The sequence below is a fragment of the Aquipseudomonas ullengensis genome (assembly GCF_014174475.1).
In the GTDB taxonomy this organism is placed as follows: domain Bacteria; phylum Pseudomonadota; class Gammaproteobacteria; order Pseudomonadales; family Pseudomonadaceae; genus Aquipseudomonas; species Aquipseudomonas ullengensis.
The window spans coordinates 484,421-503,355 of record NZ_JACJUD010000002.1; the positions used below are offsets into that span (position 1 = coordinate 484,421).

The 18,935-nt window shown below is 66.4% G+C and carries 12 protein-coding genes and 1 pseudogene; 10 read left to right on the top strand and 3 right to left on the bottom strand.

Annotation, left to right across the window (positions count from 1 at the left end; all coding sequences use genetic code 11):
• Positions 1 to 251 precede the first annotated feature (251 nt).
• From H3H51_RS07685 to H3H51_RS07695, 3 genes and pseudogenes are all read left to right on the top strand, one after another.
• Positions 252 to 1,157 (top strand): LysR family transcriptional regulator, encoded by a 906-nt coding sequence (locus tag H3H51_RS07685; protein ID WP_183088464.1) that lies wholly within the window; start codon positions 252 to 254, stop codon positions 1,155 to 1,157.
• A gap of 216 nt (positions 1,158 to 1,373) precedes the next feature.
• A complete protein-coding gene (locus H3H51_RS07690; RefSeq protein ID WP_183088769.1) occupies positions 1,374 to 2,852 on the top strand; it encodes an MFS transporter in 1,479 nt (492 codons plus the stop codon).
• Positions 2,853 to 2,920: 68 nt separating this feature from the next.
• Positions 2,921 to 3,940, top strand: a pseudogene (locus H3H51_RS07695) (HlyD family secretion protein); the annotation flags it as partial.
• A 543-nt stretch (positions 3,941 to 4,483) separates the two neighbouring features.
• Here the strand turns inward: H3H51_RS07695 and H3H51_RS07700 are convergent.
• Positions 4,484 to 5,965 (bottom strand): methyl-accepting chemotaxis protein, encoded by a 1,482-nt coding sequence (locus H3H51_RS07700; RefSeq protein WP_183088465.1) that lies wholly within the window; start codon positions 5,963 to 5,965, stop codon positions 4,484 to 4,486.
• A gap of 201 nt (positions 5,966 to 6,166) precedes the next feature.
• On the opposite strand from H3H51_RS07700, the gene hrpA reads away from it, so the two are divergent.
• A complete protein-coding gene (gene hrpA, locus H3H51_RS07705; RefSeq protein WP_183088466.1) occupies positions 6,167 to 10,288 on the top strand; it encodes an ATP-dependent RNA helicase HrpA in 4,122 nt (1,373 codons plus the stop codon).
• Between the two features lie 59 nt (positions 10,289 to 10,347).
• On the opposite strand, the gene H3H51_RS07710 is transcribed toward hrpA, so the two are convergent.
• Positions 10,348 to 10,947: a LysE family translocator gene (locus H3H51_RS07710; protein ID WP_183088467.1), complete on the bottom strand. Its 600-nt coding sequence runs from the start codon at positions 10,945 to 10,947 to the stop codon at positions 10,348 to 10,350.
• Between the two features lie 91 nt (positions 10,948 to 11,038).
• The gene (locus tag H3H51_RS07715; protein ID WP_183088468.1) at positions 11,039 to 11,875 is read right to left on the bottom strand and encodes an AraC family transcriptional regulator; all 837 of its coding nucleotides are present in this window, start codon (positions 11,873 to 11,875) and stop codon (positions 11,039 to 11,041) included.
• Positions 11,876 to 12,210: 335 nt separating this feature from the next.
• Here H3H51_RS07715 and H3H51_RS07720 point away from each other — a divergent pair, with 335 nt between their 5' ends.
• The 6 genes from H3H51_RS07720 (at position 12,211) to H3H51_RS07745 (ending at position 18,935) form a co-directional block, all read left to right on the top strand.
• Positions 12,211 to 13,020, top strand: a complete 810-nt coding sequence (locus H3H51_RS07720; protein WP_407926468.1) for a substrate-binding periplasmic protein — start codon at positions 12,211 to 12,213, stop codon at positions 13,018 to 13,020.
• Between the two features lie 102 nt (positions 13,021 to 13,122).
• The gene (locus H3H51_RS07725; RefSeq protein WP_183088470.1) at positions 13,123 to 13,650 is read left to right on the top strand and encodes a DUF3087 domain-containing protein; all 528 of its coding nucleotides are present in this window, start codon (positions 13,123 to 13,125) and stop codon (positions 13,648 to 13,650) included.
• Positions 13,651 to 13,924: 274 nt separating this feature from the next.
• The gene (locus H3H51_RS07730; RefSeq protein WP_183088471.1) at positions 13,925 to 14,443 is read left to right on the top strand and encodes a sigma-70 family RNA polymerase sigma factor; all 519 of its coding nucleotides are present in this window, start codon (positions 13,925 to 13,927) and stop codon (positions 14,441 to 14,443) included.
• Positions 14,440 to 15,363: a DUF4880 domain-containing protein gene (locus tag H3H51_RS07735; protein ID WP_183088472.1), complete on the top strand. Its 924-nt coding sequence runs from the start codon at positions 14,440 to 14,442 to the stop codon at positions 15,361 to 15,363. Before H3H51_RS07730 ends, H3H51_RS07735 begins: the two co-directional genes overlap by 4 nt.
• A gap of 351 nt (positions 15,364 to 15,714) precedes the next feature.
• Positions 15,715 to 18,084 carry a TonB-dependent siderophore receptor gene (locus H3H51_RS07740; RefSeq protein WP_183088473.1) on the top strand — a complete coding sequence of 790 codons (2,370 nt, stop codon included), beginning with the start codon at positions 15,715 to 15,717 and terminating at the stop codon, positions 18,082 to 18,084.
• Entirely contained in the window at positions 18,081 to 18,935 is an 855-nt protein-coding gene (locus H3H51_RS07745) for an alpha/beta hydrolase (protein WP_328803633.1), read from the top strand. The genes H3H51_RS07740 and H3H51_RS07745 overlap by 4 nt, the downstream gene beginning before the upstream one ends.

Consider the following 18,935-nt stretch of genomic DNA (forward strand, 5'->3'; position numbering starts at 1 on the left):
CGGCCAGCACCGTCGCTGCCCAATGCCCCTCACCCCCAGCCCCTCTCCCCAAAGGGTAGAGGGGAGCAGTCCGCCGCTTGGCAGGTATCCCTGTAGGAGCCAGCTTGCTGGCGATCCGGTTTCGGCTGGCAAGAGCATCGCCAGCAAGCTGGCTCCTACAAAAACACTCCTCCCAGCCACCCGTCGACGCCACCCTTGATGGCTTATACAGTTGCGCCTAACGCAATCATGGCCATTCGAAGGTGCGCTCTATGCAACTCCCCGACCTCAACCTGCTGGTGGCCCTCGACATCCTCCTCGACGAGGGCAGTGTGGTCGGCGCCGCGCGGCGCATGCACCTCAGTGCACCGGCCATGAGCCGTACCCTGACGCGTATCCGCGAGGCGGTCGGCGACCCGATCCTGGTCCGCGCCGGCCGTGGCCTGGTGCCGACGCCCAGAGCCCTGGAGCTGCGCGAGCAAGTGCGCGGCGTGGTCGAGCAAGCCGCCGGGCTGTTCCGCTCATCCGAGGTCGACCTGCCGACCCTGCAGCGCCAGTTCAACGTGCGCACCAACGACATCTTCATGGTCTGCTACGGCGGGCAGCTGACCGAGCGCCTGCACCAGCAGGCACCCGACGTGGTGCTGCGCTTCGTGCCGGAAATCGATGGTGACGACGATGCCATGCGCGAAGGGCGTATCGACCTGATCGTCGGTGCGTCTAGCAGCCTGACCGCGGAGATCAAATCCCAGGGCCTGTTCGAGGCGAGCTTCGTCGGCCTGGCGCGGGCGGATCATCCGATTTTCGCTGAGCCGATCACTCCCGCGCGCTTCGCCGGCTTCGACCAGATCAGCATCTCCCGCCGTGGCCTGGCGCGCGGGCCCATCGACCAGCGTCTGGCTGAGCTGGGGTTGGACCGGCGCGTGGTGCTGATTTCGCCAAGCTTCTTCTCGGCGGTGCTGGCGCTAATGGAGTCCGACCTTATCTTGCCGGTGCCCGACCTGGTCGCCAGCACCTGCCAGCGCCTGGGTTTGCCGCTGCGCTCGTTCACTATTCCGCTGGACCTGCAGCCGGTGCAGGTGCGTCAGTCCTGGCATCCGCGCTTCGACAACGACGTGGCCCACCGCTGGTTGCGCGGCCTGATCAAGCAGTGCTGCGAGGAAGGGTTGCGCAGTTGATTCAATACGTGCGTTTTGTGCACTGATTAATTAGAAAAGTTGCAATTTTCGGCATTGATGGCGCTTCGTAGACTTTGCATGTGCCCATAGTCTGCGGACGCCGATCATGCTGTTTCCTGTCATCCATTCGCGCGCGGTTCACCCACGGTGATTGCCGCGCTCTCCGCCAACCTGGCCGCTGCCCAGGCGACACCCGTCGCGGTGCCGGCTGGGCCGATGGCTACGCCGTTCGGGCCGCGCATCGTGGTCGGCCTGCTCGGCGTGCTGCTGGCGGTGCTGGTGGCCGGTTTCAACGAGAACGTGACCAAGGTGGCCCTGGCCGATATTCGCGGCGCCATGGGCATCGGCCACGACGAAGGCACCTGGCTGCTGGCCCTGTATGCCGCGCCGTCGGTGTGCGCCATGGCCTTTGCTCCGTGGTTTGCGGTGACCCTGTCGCTGCGCCGCTTCACCCTGTGTGCCATCGCCGCCTTCATGGTTCTCGGCCTGCTCAGCCCGTTCGCTCCCGACGAGCGTGGCCTGATGCTGCTGCGTGCCCTGCAGGGCCTGGCGGGCGGCGCGCTGCCACCGATGCTGATGACCGTGGCGCTGCGTTTTCTGCCCGCCAACATCAAGCTCTACGGCCTGGCCGGCTACGCGCTCACGGCAACCTTCGGCCCCAGCCTGAGCACACCGCTGGCGGCGTTCTGGGTCGAGTACGTCGGCTGGCAGTGGGCCTTCTGGCAGATCATTCCCACCTCCTTGCTGGCCATGGCGGCGGTGGCCTGGGGCCTGCCGCAGGATCCGCTGCGGCTGGAGCGTTTCGCCCAGTTCAACTGGCAAGGCCTGCTGCTGGGTTTTCCGGCCATCAGCATGCTGGTGATCGGCCTGGTGCAGGGCGAGCGCCTGGACTGGTTTGCCTCGCCGTTGATCAGTGTGCTGCTCGGTGGCGGCAGCGCGTTGCTGGTGCTGTTCCTGATCAACGAGTGGGCGCACCCGCTGCCGTTCTTCAAGCTGCAGCTGCTCGGGCTGCGCAATCTCAGTTTTGCCCTGTTCACCCTGGCCGGGGTGCTGTTCGTGCTGCTGGCGTCGAGCCAGATTCCGTCCAACTACCTGGCGCAGGTGCAGGGCTACCGGCCGTTGCAGACGGCGCCGGTGATGCTCACAGTCGCCTTGCCGCAGCTGCTGGCGCTGCCGCTGGTGGCCGCATTGTGCAACCTGCGCTGGGTCGATTGCCGCTGGGTGCTGGCGACCGGCCTGGCATTGCTGGCGACTTCCTGCGTGCTTGGCTCGCAGATTACCTCGGCGTGGATTCGCGACGATTTCTACCTGGTGCAAGCGCTGCAGATTTTTGGTCAGCCGATGGCGGTGCTGCCGCTGCTGATGCTCTCTACCGGCAGCATCGTGCCGGCGCAAGGGCCGTTCGCCTCGGCCTGGTTCAACAGCGTCAAGGGTTTTTCCGCCGTATTGGCTGGGGCGCTGCTGGAGGTGATGAGCACCGCGCGCCTGCATTTTCACTCGACCAGCCTGGTCGACCGCCTGGGCAACACGCCGCTGCTCGGCGACAGCGCCAACCTGGCCACGCGCCTGCACCAGCAGGCGCAGGTACTGACCTCGTCCGACCTGTACCTAGGCACCGCGCTGCTGGCTGTGGTGCTGATTCTGATCATTCCCTTTGTCCCGACGCGCATCTATCCACCGCGCGCTGCCACCTGAGCTGGAGCCGACCATGAGCGAAGCCATTCCCCGCCAATCCAACCCCGTACTGTTGCCCGGCCTGGTACTTCCTGCTGGCCGAGCGCCAGGAGCAAAGCACCAACGACGCCTTCGTCAGCGCCGACTACACCCTGGTGGCGCCCAAGGTCTCGGGCTTCATCGACGAGGTGCTGGTGGACGACAACCAGCGGGTCAAGGCCGGCCAGTTGCTGGCGCGTATCGACGACCGCGACTACCGCGCTGCGCTGGATGGCGCCCGCGCCGAAGTGGCCAGCGCCCAGGCGCAACGGGCCAATGCCCAGGCCACTCTGGAGCGCCAGCAGGCGCTGATCGACCAGGCCGGTGCCACGCTGCAGGCGGATCGCGCCGAAGTGCTGTTCGCCCAGCGCGAGCGTGAGCGTTACGAACGCCTGGTTGGCCGTGGCGCCGGTACCGTGCAGAACTCGCAACAGGCGCAGAGCCGCTACGACAGCGCCCGCGCCAAGCAGCAGGAGAACCGCGCCGGCCTGGTTGCCACGCAGAAACAGACCGACATCCTCGCCGCCCAGCTCGCCGCTGCGGAAGCCGCCTTGCAGAGCGCGCGGGCCAACCAGGAACGCGCCGAGCTGGACCTCTCGCACACCCAGTTGCGCGCCCCGGTCGACGGCATGGTCGGGCGCCGCGCGGTGCGTGTCGGTGCCTACGTGAAACCGGGTGATGTGCTGCTGGCCGTGGTGCCGCTGGACAGCGCCTACGTGGTGGCCAACTTCCAGGAAACCCAGCTGCACCACATGCGCCCCGGCCAGCCGGTGCGCATCGCCGTGGACAGCTTCCCCGACGCCGTGCTGCACGGCCATGTGCAGAGCCTGGCGCCGGCCACCGGGGTGACCTTCGCCGCCGTGGCCCCGGACAACGCCACCGGCAACTTCACCAAGGTGGTGCAGCGCATCCCGGTGAAGATCGCCCTCGATGCTGGCCAGCCGCTGCTTGGCCACCTGCGAGTGGGCATGTCGGTGGATGCACGGGTCGATACCGCGGCCAAGGTCGAGGGGCTGGTGTGTGACGACGATGCTTGCCAGGCGCAGGCACCGCTGGCCAGTGCCAAGTGACTGAGTAGGGTGGATCGCGCCTCACGGAGCTGAGCCATTGGCGGATGAACAGAGCGTCATCCACCTGAGCAAGAGCATCGCCAGCAAGCTGGCTCCTACAAAAGCACTGCCGCCGCTCATTCGTCCGAGCTGCGATCACGAGAAAGCCAGCCCGCACTCGCAGGCTCTGGCTTTTATCCCCTCGCCCCGTTGGGGAGAGGGTTAGGGTGAGGGGGCGAGGTTTCAGGCTCGCATCGTCGCTGCCCAATGCCCCTCACCCCCAGCCCCTCTCCCCAGAGGGTAGAGGGGAGCACTCCGTCGATTGGCAGGTATCCCTGTAGGAGCCAGCTTGCTGGCGATCCGGTGTTGGCCGGCAGGAGCATCGCCAGCAAGCTGGCTCCTACAAGGGCGCGATCGTCCCTCAATCATCTGAGCCGCAATGTCGGAGAACCAGATCGCAGGGTGGATCGCGCTTCACCGATCCACCGAGCGTAGCCATTGGTGGATGAACAGAGAGTCATCCACCCTACGGTGTAAGACGGGTGCAACCCGCGTAACCAGCGCCTAACCCAGCTTGAGCCGGCCAATCGCCTGGTTCAGTTCACCCGCCAGCTCCACCAGCTCGGCGCTGGTGCTGGCCGAGCCGATGGTCTGCTGCACGGTCTGCTCGGTGACATCGCAGATACCCACCACCGAGCGAGTCATTTCCTCGGCCACCTGGCTCTGTTGCTCGGCGGCCACGGCGATCTGCGTGTTGCTCTGGCGTATCTGCGCCACCGCCTGGGCGATGGTGGCCAGGGCTTCACCCGTGGCGCCGGCTTCCTCCACGCAGTGGTCGGCCTTGAGCGAGCTCTCGCGCATGAAGTCCAGCGCATCGCGGGTGCCGGCCTGCAGGTTGCCGATCAGGCGGGTGATCTCGTCGGTGGAGTCCTGCACGCGCTTGGCCAGGTTGCGTACTTCGTCGGCCACCACGGCGAAGCCGCGACCCTGCTCGCCGGCACGCGCTGCCTCAATGGCCGCGTTGAGCGCGAGAAGGTTGGTCTGTTCGGCGATGCCGTGGATCACGTTGACCATGCCGCCGATGGTGTGGCTGTCCGCAGCCAGACGCTCGACCATCTCGGCGGTTTGCTGCACGCCTTGCGACAGACTGGCGATGGCCGTGCCTGCGCGAGCCACCACTGCCTGGCCGGCGCCGCTGAGGCGGTCCGCCTCGGTGGCCTGGTCGCGGGTGTCGGCGGCATGCTGGGCGATGTGGGACACGGTGGCGGACATCTCGTTGATCGCCGTGGCCGCCTGGTCGGTCTCGCTCTGCTGGCCGAGCATGCCTTGGCGCACCTCGGCCATGTTCCCGGCCAGGCGCTTGGCGCCTTCGTCCAGGCGTGCGGCGGCCTGGGCCACGGTGCCGACCACACGCTGGTAGCCACTCTGCATGGCGTTGAAGGCGCCGGCCATCTGCCCGACCTCGTCGCGGCTGTCGCTCGGTGCGCGGGCGGACAGGTCGCCGCTGCGCTCGACGTGCAGCATCACGTCCTTCAACTGGTTGAGGTGGCCGAGAATGAAGCGGATCAACAGTTGCGAAGCGCCGAGCAGCAGGAACATCAGCCCGGCGACCGCCAGGGCATAGCTGCCGGCGCGCAGCTCGAACAGCTGCCACAGGCTCGGTGCATGGGTCAGCACGGCCAGGCGCTGGCCGGCGCCGACATCCGCCACCCAGGCGCCGACCAGGGGCTGCTCGCCCCACAGGCGGTCGCCGTCCAGCTCGACCCAGCCCCGCGCGCCGAGTAGGACGGTGCTGTCCAGGCCAGGCAGGCTCGGCCGGCTGCCGGCGGCGAAGTGCAGTGCATCCTTGGCGGTTGGCGCCGCTTCGCCCGGCCATTGCGTCAACAGCGCAGCGCGGGCCTGGGCGGCTTCGCGGGCTGCATCGATGCGGCCGGCCTGTTCCTGCTGCATGGCGAACAGCACCAGCAGCAGGGTGGTGGCGAAGGCGACCAGGTTGACCGCCCAGAACTTGTATTTCAGCGAGAGATTGCGGATCAGCGCGCCCATGATGACCTTCTACTGCGGGTTGGCTGGGATTTGGCTACGCAGCTTGCCGCAAGCGCGCCTGGCGTCTGTTGATCCCGGTCAAGGTTGTGGCGCGGGCTGGGCAAGCCCCGAGCGGGCTGCGACAATCCCGTCCCTGTATTTCCGTCTGCCAACCGTGCAGCCACGCCGTTCGCGAGCAGTGCTCGCTTCTGAAAGTTTTCTATGACCGACGCCATTCCCGCCCGTGATCCGCTGCTGAACAACCTCGACCAGGCCCTGCTGGCCGACCGTCATCGCCTGCGCCGCCAGCTGCACGAGTTGCAGAAGCACCCGGACGAGGCCAAGCAGGCGCAGTGGCTGGAACGTTTCCAGGCCTCGGTGGCCAAGGTCGAGGCGCGCAAGCGCAGCGTGCCGGCCATGCGCTACGACGACAACCTGCCGATTGCCGCCAAGCGCGACGAGATCAAGGCCGCGCTGGAGAAGCACCAGGTGCTGGTGATCGCAGGTGAAACCGGTTCGGGCAAGACCACCCAGCTGCCGAAGATCTGTCTGGAGATCGGTCGCGGCGTACACGGCCTGATCGGCCACACCCAGCCGCGCCGCCTGGCCGCGCGCAGCGTCGCCACCCGCGTGGCCGAGGAAATCGGCACGCCGCTGGGCGAGCTGGTCGGCTACCAAGTGCGCTTCGAGGACCAGAGCAAGGACAGCAGCCTGATCAAGCTGATGACCGACGGCATCCTGCTGGCCGAGACCCAGCACGACCGCTACCTGGAGAAGTACGACACCATCATCGTCGACGAGGCGCATGAACGAAGCCTCAACATCGACTTCCTCCTCGGCTACCTGAAGACCCTGCTGCCGCGCCGCCCGGATCTCAAGGTGATCATCACCTCGGCGACCATCGACCTGGAGCGCTTCTCCAAGCACTTCAACGACGCGCCGATTGTTGAAGTCTCCGGGCGCACCTACCCGGTGGACACCTGGTACCGCCCACTGGCAGCCGAGGTGGACGAGGAGGGCGAGAGCCTGCTCGACGACCTCACCGTCGACCAGGGCATCCTCGCCGCGCTGGACGAGATCGCCGCCTTCGAGAAGGCCGAGGGCAAGCGCCCCGGCGACGTGCTGATCTTCCTTCCCGGCGAGCGCGAGATTCGCGACGCAGCCGATGTGCTGCGCAAGGCCAACCTGCGATTCACCGAAGTACTGCCGCTGTACGCGCGGCTGACCCCGGCCGAGCAGCAGAAGATCTTCGCGCCCATGAGCGGGCGCAAGATCGTCCTCGCCACCAACGTGGCGGAAACCTCGCTGACCGTGCCGGGCATCCGCTACGTGATCGACAGCGGCACGGCACGGATCAGCCGCTACAGCTACCGCGCCAAGGTCCAGCGCCTGCCCATCGAAGCCATCTCCCAGGCCAGCGCCAACCAGCGCAAGGGCCGTTGCGGGCGGGTCGAGCCGGGCATCTGTGTGCGCCTGTACAGCGAAGAGGACTTCCTCAGCCGGCCGGCCTTCACCGATCCGGAAATCCTGCGCACCAACCTCGCCGCGGTGATCCTGCAGATGCTCCACCTGCGCCTGGGCACCATCGAGGATTTCCCCTTCATCGAGCCGCCAGATGGCAAGGCCATCAGCGACGGTTTCAACCTGTTGCAGGAGCTTTCCGCGGTCAATCGCGAGGGCCAGCTCACGCCGCTGGGTCGCCAGTTGGCGCGCCTGCCCATCGACCCGCGCCTGGGCCGCATGGTGCTGGAAGCGGCCAAGCTCGGCAGCCTGGACGAGATCCTGATTGTCGCTTCTGCTCTGTCGGTGCAGGACCCGCGCGAGCGGCCGATGGACCGCCAGCAGGCCGCCGACCAGGCCCATGCACAGTGGAAGGATGTGGATTCCGACTTCGCCGCGCTGATCAACCTGTGGCGCGGTTTCGAGGAGAAGCGCCAGGAGCTGGGCAGCAGCCCGCTGCGCAACTGGTGCAAGAAGAACTTCCTCAACTACATGCGCCTGCGCGAATGGCGTGACTCGCACCGCCAACTGGTGCTGATCGCCCGCGAGCTGCAGTTGTCGGAAAGCCAACGCGGCCAGACCGCCAACGCCGAACCCGCTTCCCGTAGGAGCGAGCTTGCTCGCGATCAGCGTGGCGGCGGTCAGGCACCGCGCGGGCAGGATCGTCGGGATGCCGCACCACAGCAAGCTGGCTCCTACACACCAGCAGAGCAGCCGACCACCGACACCAAGGTCAACGTGATCCTCCGCGAGCAGGCCGAGGCCAGCGAAGCGGCGCAGCGCGCCAAGGGCTACGCGGCCGTGCACAAGGCGATCCTCAGCGGCCTGCTCAGCCAGATCGGCCAGAAGACCGAGGACGGCGACTACCTCGGAGCGCGCCAGCGGCGCTTCTGGATTCATCCATCCAGCGTGATCGGCCGCAAGAAGCCGACCTGGGTGATGGCCGCCGAACTGGTGGAAACCACCAAGCTGTTCGCCCGCCAGGTGGCCAAGATCGAGCCGGACTGGATCGAGCCGCTGGCCGGCCACCTGATCAAGAAGAACCACTTCGAGCCGCACTGGGAGAAGAAGCGCGGCCAGGTGGTGGCCTTCGAGCAGGTCACTCTGTACGGAATGATCGTGGTCGGTCGCCGCCCAGTGCACTACGGCCCGGTCGACCCGGTGGCTTCGCGCGAGCTGTTCATCCGCGAAGGTCTGGTGCGTGGCGAGATCAACAGCCGCGCCAAGTGCCTGAGCGCCAACCGCCTACTGCTGGAAAAGCTCGACGAGCTGGAAGCCAAGGCCCGCCGTCGCGACATCCTCGCCGACGAGGAAACCCTGTTCGCCTACTACGAGGCGCGCATCCCGGCGGAGATCAACCAGGCCGCTACCTTCGAGCACTGGTACAAGAGCGAGAGCGCCAAGCAGCCGCAGCTGTTGATCATGCGCGAGGAAGACGTGCTGGCGCGCGACGCCAAGGAAGTCACCGCCCAGCAGTACCCGGACATCCTGCAGATCGGCGAGCTGCAACTGCCGCTCACCTACCACTTCGAGCCCAACCACCCGCGCGACGGCGTGACCCTGCGCGTGCCGGCGCCGCTGTTGCCGCAACTGCCGCCCGAGTGCCTGGAGTGGCTGGTGCCCGGCCTGCTGGAAGCCAAGGCCATCGCCCTGGTGCGCAACCTGCCCAAGGCGCTGCGCAAGAACTTCGTGCCGGTGCCGGACTTCGTCGGTGCCGCGCTGAGCAAGCTCACTTTCGGACAGGGCAGCCTGGCGGAAAACCTTGGCCGCGAACTGACGCGCATGACCGGTGCACGGGTCTCCGAGGAAGCCTGGGCCGAGGCTGCTGCGCAGGTCGACAGCCACCTGAAGATGAACCTGGAGGTGGTCGACGCCAAAGGCAAGTTCCTTGGCGAAGGCCGCGACCTGGCCGAACTGTGCGCGCGCTTCGCCGAAGCCAGCCAGGCTGCTCTGGCCATTCCGCAGAACGACAAGGCGCAGCAACCGGTACAGGCCAAGGCCTTCGCCGAAGTCGCCGAGAAGACCCAGCAGAAAATCGCCGGGCTCTCCATGACCGTGTTCCCGGCGCTGGTGGAAGAGGGCGGCGTGGTCAAGGAAGGGCGTTTCCCGACCCAGGCCGAAGCCGACTACCAGCACCGCCGCGCCTTGCAGAAACTGCTGCTGCAACAACTCAACGAGCCGGCCAAGTTTCTACGCAACAAACTGCCGGGGCTGACCGACCTGGGCCTGCTGTATCGCGATCTGGGCCGCGTCGAGGCGCTGGTCGAAGACATCCTCCTGGCCAGCCTCGACAGCTGCATCCTCGACGGCGAAGCGACCTTGCCACGCGATGGTGCTGCGCTGGCCGCCCTGGCCGAGAAAAAGCGCGGCGCGTGGGCCGAGCACGCCGAGCGCCTGGCCAAACTAACGCTGGAAATCCTCAAGCTGTGGCATGGCCTGCAGAAACGCTTCAAGGGCAAGATCGACCTGGCCCAGGCCATGGCCCTCAACGACATCAAGCTGCAACTGAGCAACCTGGTGTACCCGGGCTTCGTCCGCGAAACCCCGGCCGAGTGGCTCAAGGAAGTACCGCGCTACCTCAAGGCCATCGAACAGCGCCTGGACAAGATCGGCAGCCAGGTGCAGCGCGACCGCGTCTGGGCTGGCGAACTGGCCGGCTACTGGGAGCAGTACCAGGCGCGCCTGGGCAAACACGGCCAGGAGGGCAAGCGCGACGCCAACCTGGTCTTGTATCGCTGGATGCTGGAGGAGTACCGCGTCTCGCTGTTCGCCCAGCAACTCGGCACCAGGATGGCCGTGTCGGACAAGCGCCTGAGCAAGCAGTGGAGCGCGGTGGAAGCCTGACTCTACTGGCCGTGCCCATCGTCAGCTGTACCGCGTGGCCTGGTTGGGGCTTTCAAGCTCTAGAGCAGCAAAGCCAGCCAGGTCGAGATAAACAGGAGTAGCGCCAGCGCCTGGTTGAAACGCTGCATTCGCTGCGGCGATTGCAGCAGGCGAGCACTGCCGACACCGAGCAGGGCCCAGGCGCTCATGCTCGGCACGGCCAGCAGCAGGAAGATCAGCGAGAGCTGCAGCACCCGCGCGGCCTTGTCGTCGCTGCCGGCGGCGAACACGCTGACCACGGCGACCGCCATCATCCACACCTTGGGGTTGACCAGCTGCAGCAGCGCAGCGCCCAGCGGGCCCAGCTCGCGCTGGCCGTTCGCCTCGGTGTTGAGTGGCTTGGCCGCGCTGCGCAACAGCTGCCAGGCCAGCCAGCTCAACCACAGCGCGCCGAGCCAGCTCATCGCCAGTTGCACGCGTGGGTAGCGCAGCAGCGCCTCGCCCAGGCCGAGCCCGACCAGCAGGACGATCAGCGCTGCTGCCAGGCAGGCGCCGAGCACCAGCGGCCAGGTGGCGCGCAGGCCGAAGCGTGCGGCGTGGCTTAGCGCGAGGATATTGGTCGGCCCCGGCGTGATGGTGGCGACGAAGGCGAACAGCAGAAAGGGCAACAGGCTTTGCATGGCTCAGGCCCTCTCGCCGCGAATGGAGTGGATACGACGCATGGCAGGGTCTCCTTGTTGAGTGAGGCCCATGTTGCGGCGTGGCGGCGGATCAGTCTGGAAGCTTTGAGCAGCGGCGACGGTAGTCGGCGGGAGTGAGCTGGTAGGCGCGCCGGAACCAGCGGCCCAGGTGGCTCTGGTCGGCGAAACCCAGGGCGCTGGCCACCTCCGCCGGGCTTTCGCCACGGGCCAGGCGTTGGCGTGCCTTGGCCAGACGCAGTTGGATCAGGTAGGCGTGCGGTGCCACGCCGAAGGCGCTCTTGAACGCACGGCTGAGACGGAAGCGATCCACTGCGCAGGCCTGGGCGAGCTCATCGAGGCCGATGTCCTGGTCGTAGTGCGCGTGCAGGTAGTCGCGGGCACGCTGCGCCACCAGCGGCAGGCGTGGATCCGGGTTCTCCCGTTTGCGCCACTGCAGGCTGCGGGTCATGGTGCCGAGCAGGTCGTCGATGGCGGTCTGCCGCACGATGCGCAGGTCGCCCTGGTGCAGGGTCTGGAAGGCGCGGAAGATGGCGCCGGCCAGACGGCTGTCGGTGTTGAGGATGCTGGCGAAGCTCGGCGTGCTGTCTGCCGGCGCATGCTCGAACAGCGCGTGCAGCTCGCGCTCCAGCCACTGCGGGTCGATGTACAGCATCGAGTAGGTGAAGCCTTCCTCGGTCGGCGCATAGCCGTCGTGGATCTCCCCCGGTTCGAGCAGGATCACCTTGCCCGGCGTGCTCAGGTGCTTCTCGCGCCGGCAATTGAACTGCTGCACGCCCTGTTCGGTAACGCCGACCAGGTAGCTGTCGTGCCAGTGCGGGTCGTAGGCGTGGCCCTCGAAGTGGGCACGGATCGACTCGATGCCGGTGTCGGCATCCTGGGTGAAGTCGATCCAGTTACGAGAGCTCACGGGGTGTTCCGGGCGGGGTGGGAGGCTGCAACTTTAACGCGTCCATCTGTTGGCGTTTAGAACATTTGTGCAGGCGCGCGGCGCCTCAGTCGTGGGCGCCGGCGCGTTTCAGCAATGGCTTGCCGCGCGCTGACACGTGCCCCGCAGGGGCTTCAGCGCGGCGATGACGATGCCGCAGAGCACGGCGCTGGCCAGGGCGAAGGCCGAGGTCAGGCCGAGCGCTGCGTGCGCTTGCAGGTTGTTTCGCCTACCGGCCTGGGCGCTCCGACAGAAAACCTAGCCGGGCATCGGGCTCTTTCTCTAGACTCAGGAAAAACCAGCCGAACCTGCTGTGAGTGCTGATCTTGAATAAAGCCGTTGCATGCGCCTCGTCCCTGCTGCACAGCACCTGTTCGAAAGCCTTTTTTCTCCTTTCGCTTTTCCTGCCCTGTACGCTCCTGGCCTGCGAGAAAACCCTGCGTTGGGACGACGATCCGCCGTTCAGCATGCTGCTGCCCAATGGCGAGGTCGGTGGCATCTATATCGACCTGAATCGCGAGGTGCTGGGGCGTCTGGGCTGCACCATCAAGCTGGTCAAGCTGCCCTGGGGGCGTGCGCTCAAGGAACTCGAACTGGGCCGCCTGGACGTGCTGGCCGGCGCCTTCCGCAAACCGGAGCGGGAGGCGTACGCCTACTTTTCCGGGGCGGTGTTGAAGCCTTCGCGCAATATCCTGTTCATGCGCCAGGACGCTCTGGAGCGCTGGCCCGTGACGCAACTGCTGGACCTGCAAAACACGGACTTTCGCCTCGGCGCGCAGACCAATGTGTCCTACGGGCCGGCCTACCAGCAGTTGATGGGCCAGCAGGCCTTTGCCGCGCGGGTGTCGTTCAATGCCAGCCGCGGCAACCTCTGGCAGATGGTCGACAAGGGCCGCATCGACGGCATCATCGCCGACGAAAGCACCGGGCTGTATGAGCTCAACCAGTTGGGGCTGAGTGCGCGGATCAAACCAACCCAGGTGGTGGTGTCGGCGGATGCGGCGGAGGTGGCATTCAGCAAGAAAACCAGCACGCCCCAGTTTGTGCAGCGCTATGCGCGGATTCTGCAGGCGTTGGTGGACGATGGCAGTCACCAGCGGATTGTGCAGCACTACCTGCGCAGGTAGCCGCTCCGGCACAGCGCTGAAACGAATCCGTGGCCGTCACCGCGTACGTTACGGGTGATAATGCGCGCCATCGCATGACTCAGCCAGGAGCGCCGCAGCGCCATGTTCGAACTCAAACCGCTCGATCCCGAAGACTACCGGCGACAAACACGGCGGATCACCCTGGGCATCGCCGTTACCTTCGTGGTGCTGGCGCTGCTGCTGTCCACGCTGGCGGTGAAGCTGTTCGGCGTCCCCGGTGGCGACAATTTCCGCTGGAACCTGGCCGGGGTGCTGGTCGGCCTGGGGCTGACCATCGCCCTGGTGCGCTTCAAGCTGTGGTCGCAACCGTGGATGGCGCCGGCGGTGTATGGCTGGCAGCTCAAGCGCAACCTGATGCGCGTCACCAATGTCATGCACCACGTACAGGGCGCGGTGGCCGCGAGTGATCCGGCCGCCATGAAGCTGCTGCGCTTCTACCACCTGGGCGTGACGCAAATGCACCAGCTCGACGGCAACTCCAGCGACCTCAGCCAAATGGTGCAGGAGATCAATCAGCACCGCGAGGCGATGCAGGCGCAGGGGCTGGATGTGGATCAGCAGCGCCTGGATCCGGACTGGCTGGCGACGGTGAAACGGGGCGGGGCTTAGCCGCCCGGCGACGCCAAGGGCCGGGGGCGCGCATTCGCGAGGGCGCCTCGGTTGCTGCTGCCGGCGTGCTTGGCAATGCATGGCGTAAGGCGCGCCCGACCGGCGCCACTCACCATCCCAAGCGCCATTTCCACTGAAACGTCTCGTCAGAGAGGCCTCCCGGGCGAAGCCTGTTTGTCAAAAAGATTGAAATGGGAATGATTCGCGATTAATGTGCGCCCGTTCGCCGTGCCTATGCAGGGCGGTTTTCGTGCTTGTCGGGCCGGGGCGCGCCATGTCGTTACATGAACTGGATTCGATCGTTCCTTTCGAGGTGCTGTACGGCACGCATCACGGCTGGCTGCGTGGCTGGTTGCGGCGCTCGGTGGGCTGTTCGCAGCAGGCGGCGGATCTGGCCCAGGACACCTTTGTGCGCTTGCTGGTGCGCAATCAACCGATCAGCGGGCAGGCTCCTCGTGCACTGCTGGCGCGTATCGCCCGTGGCCTGGTGATCGACCTGTGGCGGCGTGATGCGCTGGAGCGGGCCTACCTCGAAGCGCTGGCGCAGTTGCCCGAGCCCAGCCACCCCTCGCCGGAAGTTCGCCATGAAGCCTTGCAGTGCCTGGAGCGCATCGCGCAGTTGCTCGATGGCCTCAAGCCGGCCGTGCGCGAGGCTTTTCTGCTGTATCAGCTTGGCGGCCTGACCCACACCCAGGTGGCGCTGGAACTCAGCATTTCCAGCCGCACCGTCGAGCGCCATGTAGCCAGCGCGCTATTGCATTGCTACCGCGCGTGCTTCGAGGGTGGGCAATGAGCGCGGCTGCCGAGCGCCTGCCCGAGTCCATCGTGTGCACGGCCATCGAGTGGCAGATGCGCTTGCGCGCCCAGGCCGGCAATGCCGAGCTGCAGCGGCAGTTGCAGGACTGGCTGCGTGACGACGCCCGTCATCAGTTGGCCTGGCAACGCCTGCAGCAGATGGGCGGACTGTTCCAGGCCAGCCAGTTGCCGGCGCAAACCTTGCCGCTGTTGCAGCGCGCCGAAGCCGACCTGAGCCGTCGGCGCACGCTCAAGTTGCTCGGCCTTGGCTTGGCCGTGGGTGGCTCGACGCTGCTCGTCAGCCAGACGCAGCCGAGCTGGCGTGCCGACGTTGCCACGACGATTGGCGAGCGCCGTCGGCTGGACGTGGGTGAGGGCGTCGAGGTGCTGCTCAACACCGATAGCGCGCTGGATGTGCAGGGCGGCGAGCTATTGCTGCGCAGCGGCGAAATGCTGGTGGAGGGCGCGCAGTGGCGTGCGCGCTGCCGCTTCGCCGCGTGCGAGGGGCGCCAGGCGCGGGTGCTGCTGCGTGAACGGGAGGGCTTCAGCGAGATCCGTGTCGAGCGCGGCGAGGTGCTGGTTTCCGCCGCGGCTGGGCAACGCCGGCTGCAGGCTGGTGAGGGGCTCAGCGTATCGGCGCAGGAGCTGTTGCCGCTGGGCAAGGGGCCGCTCGATCCCTTCGCCTGGGCCCGCGGCCTGCTGGTGGTCAACGACATCCGCCTGGGCGACTTCCTGGCCGAGGCCGGGCGCTACCGGCGTGGCTGGCTGGGCTGCGATGCGGCGGTGGCCAATCTGCACCTGTCCGGGGTGTTCCACCTGGATGAGCCTGCGCTGATGCTGCGCAATCTCACTCATCTGCTGCCGGTACGCATCGTCGAGCGCACGCGCTGGTGGGTGCGCATCGAGTCGGCGGCCTAGCCCCCTCACCCCAGCCCTCTCCCCAGCGGGGAGAGGGAGCTGGCCGTGCACCACGACAACCCGTTCAATCACTCCAACCTATGCGTCGTAATAAGGAACATCCAAACGGCCCGAGGCGTCCTTTACCGGGGGTTCCCCGTACATCCTGTAAACCCGTTTGAACCATCCGATCTTCTACCTGGCACAGAGCAGCAGGCCAGCTCGGAAAACCCCCTCGCCCCTCTGGGGAGAGGGCTGGGGTGAGGGGGCGAGCAGTACCCACCCAAGAAATTTTCAGCAATCGCAAAAAAGTCTGTCGGACTTCTGCAGCTCATCCGGTTAGGGATGATCACTCCCTCAATGGATACCGTCATGCGCTCTGCCAGCCCTCTGCCGTTTCAGCTTCAGCACCGTACATTGCCAGGCGCCATCTGCCTGGCGCTGGCCCTGATCAGTGGCAGCGCGAGCCTTTCGGCCCAGGCCGCCTCGCCGGTATCGGCAGTGGCTGCACCGAGCATTCCGGCCGGGCCGTTGGCGCAGGCGCTGAGCACCTTCGCCGAGCGCGCCGGTATCACCCTGTCGTACTCGCCGGACGTGGTGCGTGGCCTGAGCAGCCCGGGCCTGGCCGGTGGCGGTTCGCTGGAAGAAGGCCTGGCGACGTTGCTCGGCAGCAGCGGCCTGGTTGCCCACAAAACGCCGTCCGGTTACGTGGTGCTGCCGGCCAAGACCGACAGCAGCCTCGAACTGGATCCCACCAACATCGACGCCGCGGGGACGCAGAGCGCCTTCGCGCCGGTCCCCGGCTACTTCGCCAGCAACGCCAGTAGCGCCAGCAAGACCGACAAGCCGATCCTGGAAACCGCCCAGGCCATCAGCGTGGTCACTGCCGAGCAGATCGCCGACCGCAACGTCGACCGCGTGCAGGACGCCGTGGCCTACAGCGCCGGCGTGCGCGTGGGCAGCTCGGGCCTCGACCCGCGCTTCGACACCATCAGTGTGCGCGGTTTCGACACCACCATGTCCGCCGACTTCCTCGACGGCCTGCGCCAGCCCTACAACGGCTGGCTGTCGATCTACGGCACCGAGGCCTACACCCTGGAACGCATCGAAGTGCTCAAGGGCCCGGCCTCGGTGCTCTACGGCCAAATCAGCCCCGGCGGCATGGTCAACCGGGTGAGCAAACGCCCCAGCCTGCTGGCGAAGAACCAGGTCGAGGTGCAGGGCGGCACCAACGACCACCAGCAGGGCCAGTTCGATATCGGCGGCAAGCTGGATGAAGACGGCGACGTGCTGTTCCGCACCGTGGGCGTGTACCGCGACGCCGAGTACGACATCGAGCAGCTAGACAACGACGTGAGCCTGATCGCGCCGTCGCTGAGCTGGCAGATCGACCCCGACACCAGCCTGACCCTGCTGGCGCAGTACCAGGAGCGCGAAACAGCGGCCTCGCCGATGCTCTATCAGGACGGCGACTACCTCACCGACTTCTGGCAGGGCGACGAGTATTTCGACAAGCTCGAACAGCGCCAGTGGACCGTCGGCTACGAGTTCGAACACGCCTTCAACGAGACCTTCAGCCTGCAGCAGAACCTGCGCTACGGCCAACTGGACACCACCAACCAGTACCTGCAGCCCGACGGCACCATCACCGCCGGCGTCATGGATCGCTACGCGGTGGGCGTGTACGAGGATATGGATTCGGTGACCAGCGACACTCGCCTGGTCAGCCGCTTCGCCACCGGTGATCTGCAACACACCCTGCTGACCGGCTGGGACTACGCCTGGTACGACAGCTCGGTGCTGTATGCCAGTGGTCCTGGGCCCTCCATCGATATGAACGCCCCCGACTACCACCAGCCGGTCGGTAAACCGACCACCGCACTGGTCGACCAGGACGACCTGAGCCAGCGCAGCGGTATCTACCTGCAAGACCAGGTCGAGCTCGACCGCTGGCGCCTGTCCGGCGGCCTGCGCCGCGACTGGGTGCACGCACGCAGCAACGACAACCTTTATGGCGCCGACAGCAAGACCAGCGACTCCGCCACCACCTATCAGCTCGGCGCGCTGTACCTGTTCGACAACGGCCTGGCGCCCTATGCCAGCTATGCCGAGTCCTTCCTGCCGCAAAGCGGCAGCAACGCCGGTGGCCCGCTCAAGCCGACCGAGGGCACGCAATACGAAGTCGGCCTGAAGTACCAGCCGCCCGGCAGCAGCGCGATGTACACCGCCTCGCTCTACCACCTGACCCAAGAGAACGTGACCACCCGCGACCCGTACGACCCGCTCAACACCGTGCAGACCGGCGAGCAGGTATCCCGTGGCCTGGAGCTGGAAGCCGTGGCTGACCTGAGCAATCGCCTGCGCTTGAACGCCAGCTACAGCTACAACGACCCCGAAGTGACCAAAAGCAACGACGGTAACGAAGGCAAGGACCCGAAAGACGTCCCGCGCCACCTGGCTGCGCTGTGGCTCGACTACAACCTGCCGTTCGGCCTGGGCTTCGGCGCCGGTGCGCGCTACACCGGCAGCGTCTATGGCGATGACATGAACACCACCAAGAGCGAGGACTACACCCTGTTCGACGCCGGCGTGCACTACGACTTCGGCGCCAGCCTGGACGGCGTGCGCCTGGCCGTGAATGCCCGCAACCTGACGGACAAGCAGTACATCAACTGCCAGGACGGTTATTGCTACCGCGGTGAAGCCCGCAGCGTAGTCACCAGCCTGAGCTACAGCTGGTGATCGCCCTGGGCTGGCTGCGCAGCGCAGCAACTGTCCTCGGCGCCCTGTTGCTGGGTGGCTTGAATGCCGCCCAGGCCGAACCGGTAACCCTGGACGGTACCGAGCAATGGCAGATGAAAAGCGCCGAAGGGCGCGACTACCGCATCATGGTCAGCCTGCCGGAGGGCGACGTGCCCTATACCGGCGGCTACCCGGTGATCTATGTGGTGGATGGCAACGCGCTGTTCCCGGCCTTGCATGCCGCCAAGCGCACCCAGGACCGTTTGAAGGGCTCGATTGTGGTCGCCATCGGCTACCCGAGCGATACGCCGTACGACTTCAACCGCCGCGCCTTCGACCTCTCGCCGCCGCAACCGGCGGAGCGCAACGACCCGCCCCAGGGCGGCCAGGACCTGTTTCTCGACTTCATCGAAAAACGCCTGATGCCCAAGGTCAACGAGCGCTTCAAGGTCGACCAGGACCAGCGCAGCCTGGTGGGTTGGTCTTTCGGTGGCATGTTCGGCGTCTACACCCTGTTCACCCGGCCGGCGCTGTTCCAGCATGTGATCGCCATCAGCCCGAGCCTGTGGTGGCGCGATCGCTACCTGCTGGCGCACGAGCGCGCATTCACCCAACAGGCCCACGCCGGCAAGATCGACCTGACCCACAGCAGCCTGACCATGCTCATCGGCGACCGCGAAATGCCCCAGGAAATCCAGGATGCGCGCTCGCTGCAACTGCGCCTGGAAAACCTCTCGCAATACGGGCTGCGCAGCGACTTCCAGATCGAAGCGGGCGAAGACCACATGTCGATGCCGTTCCGTGTCCCCACGCGGGTGCTGGACGAACTGCTCAGCACCCGGCGCTTCTGA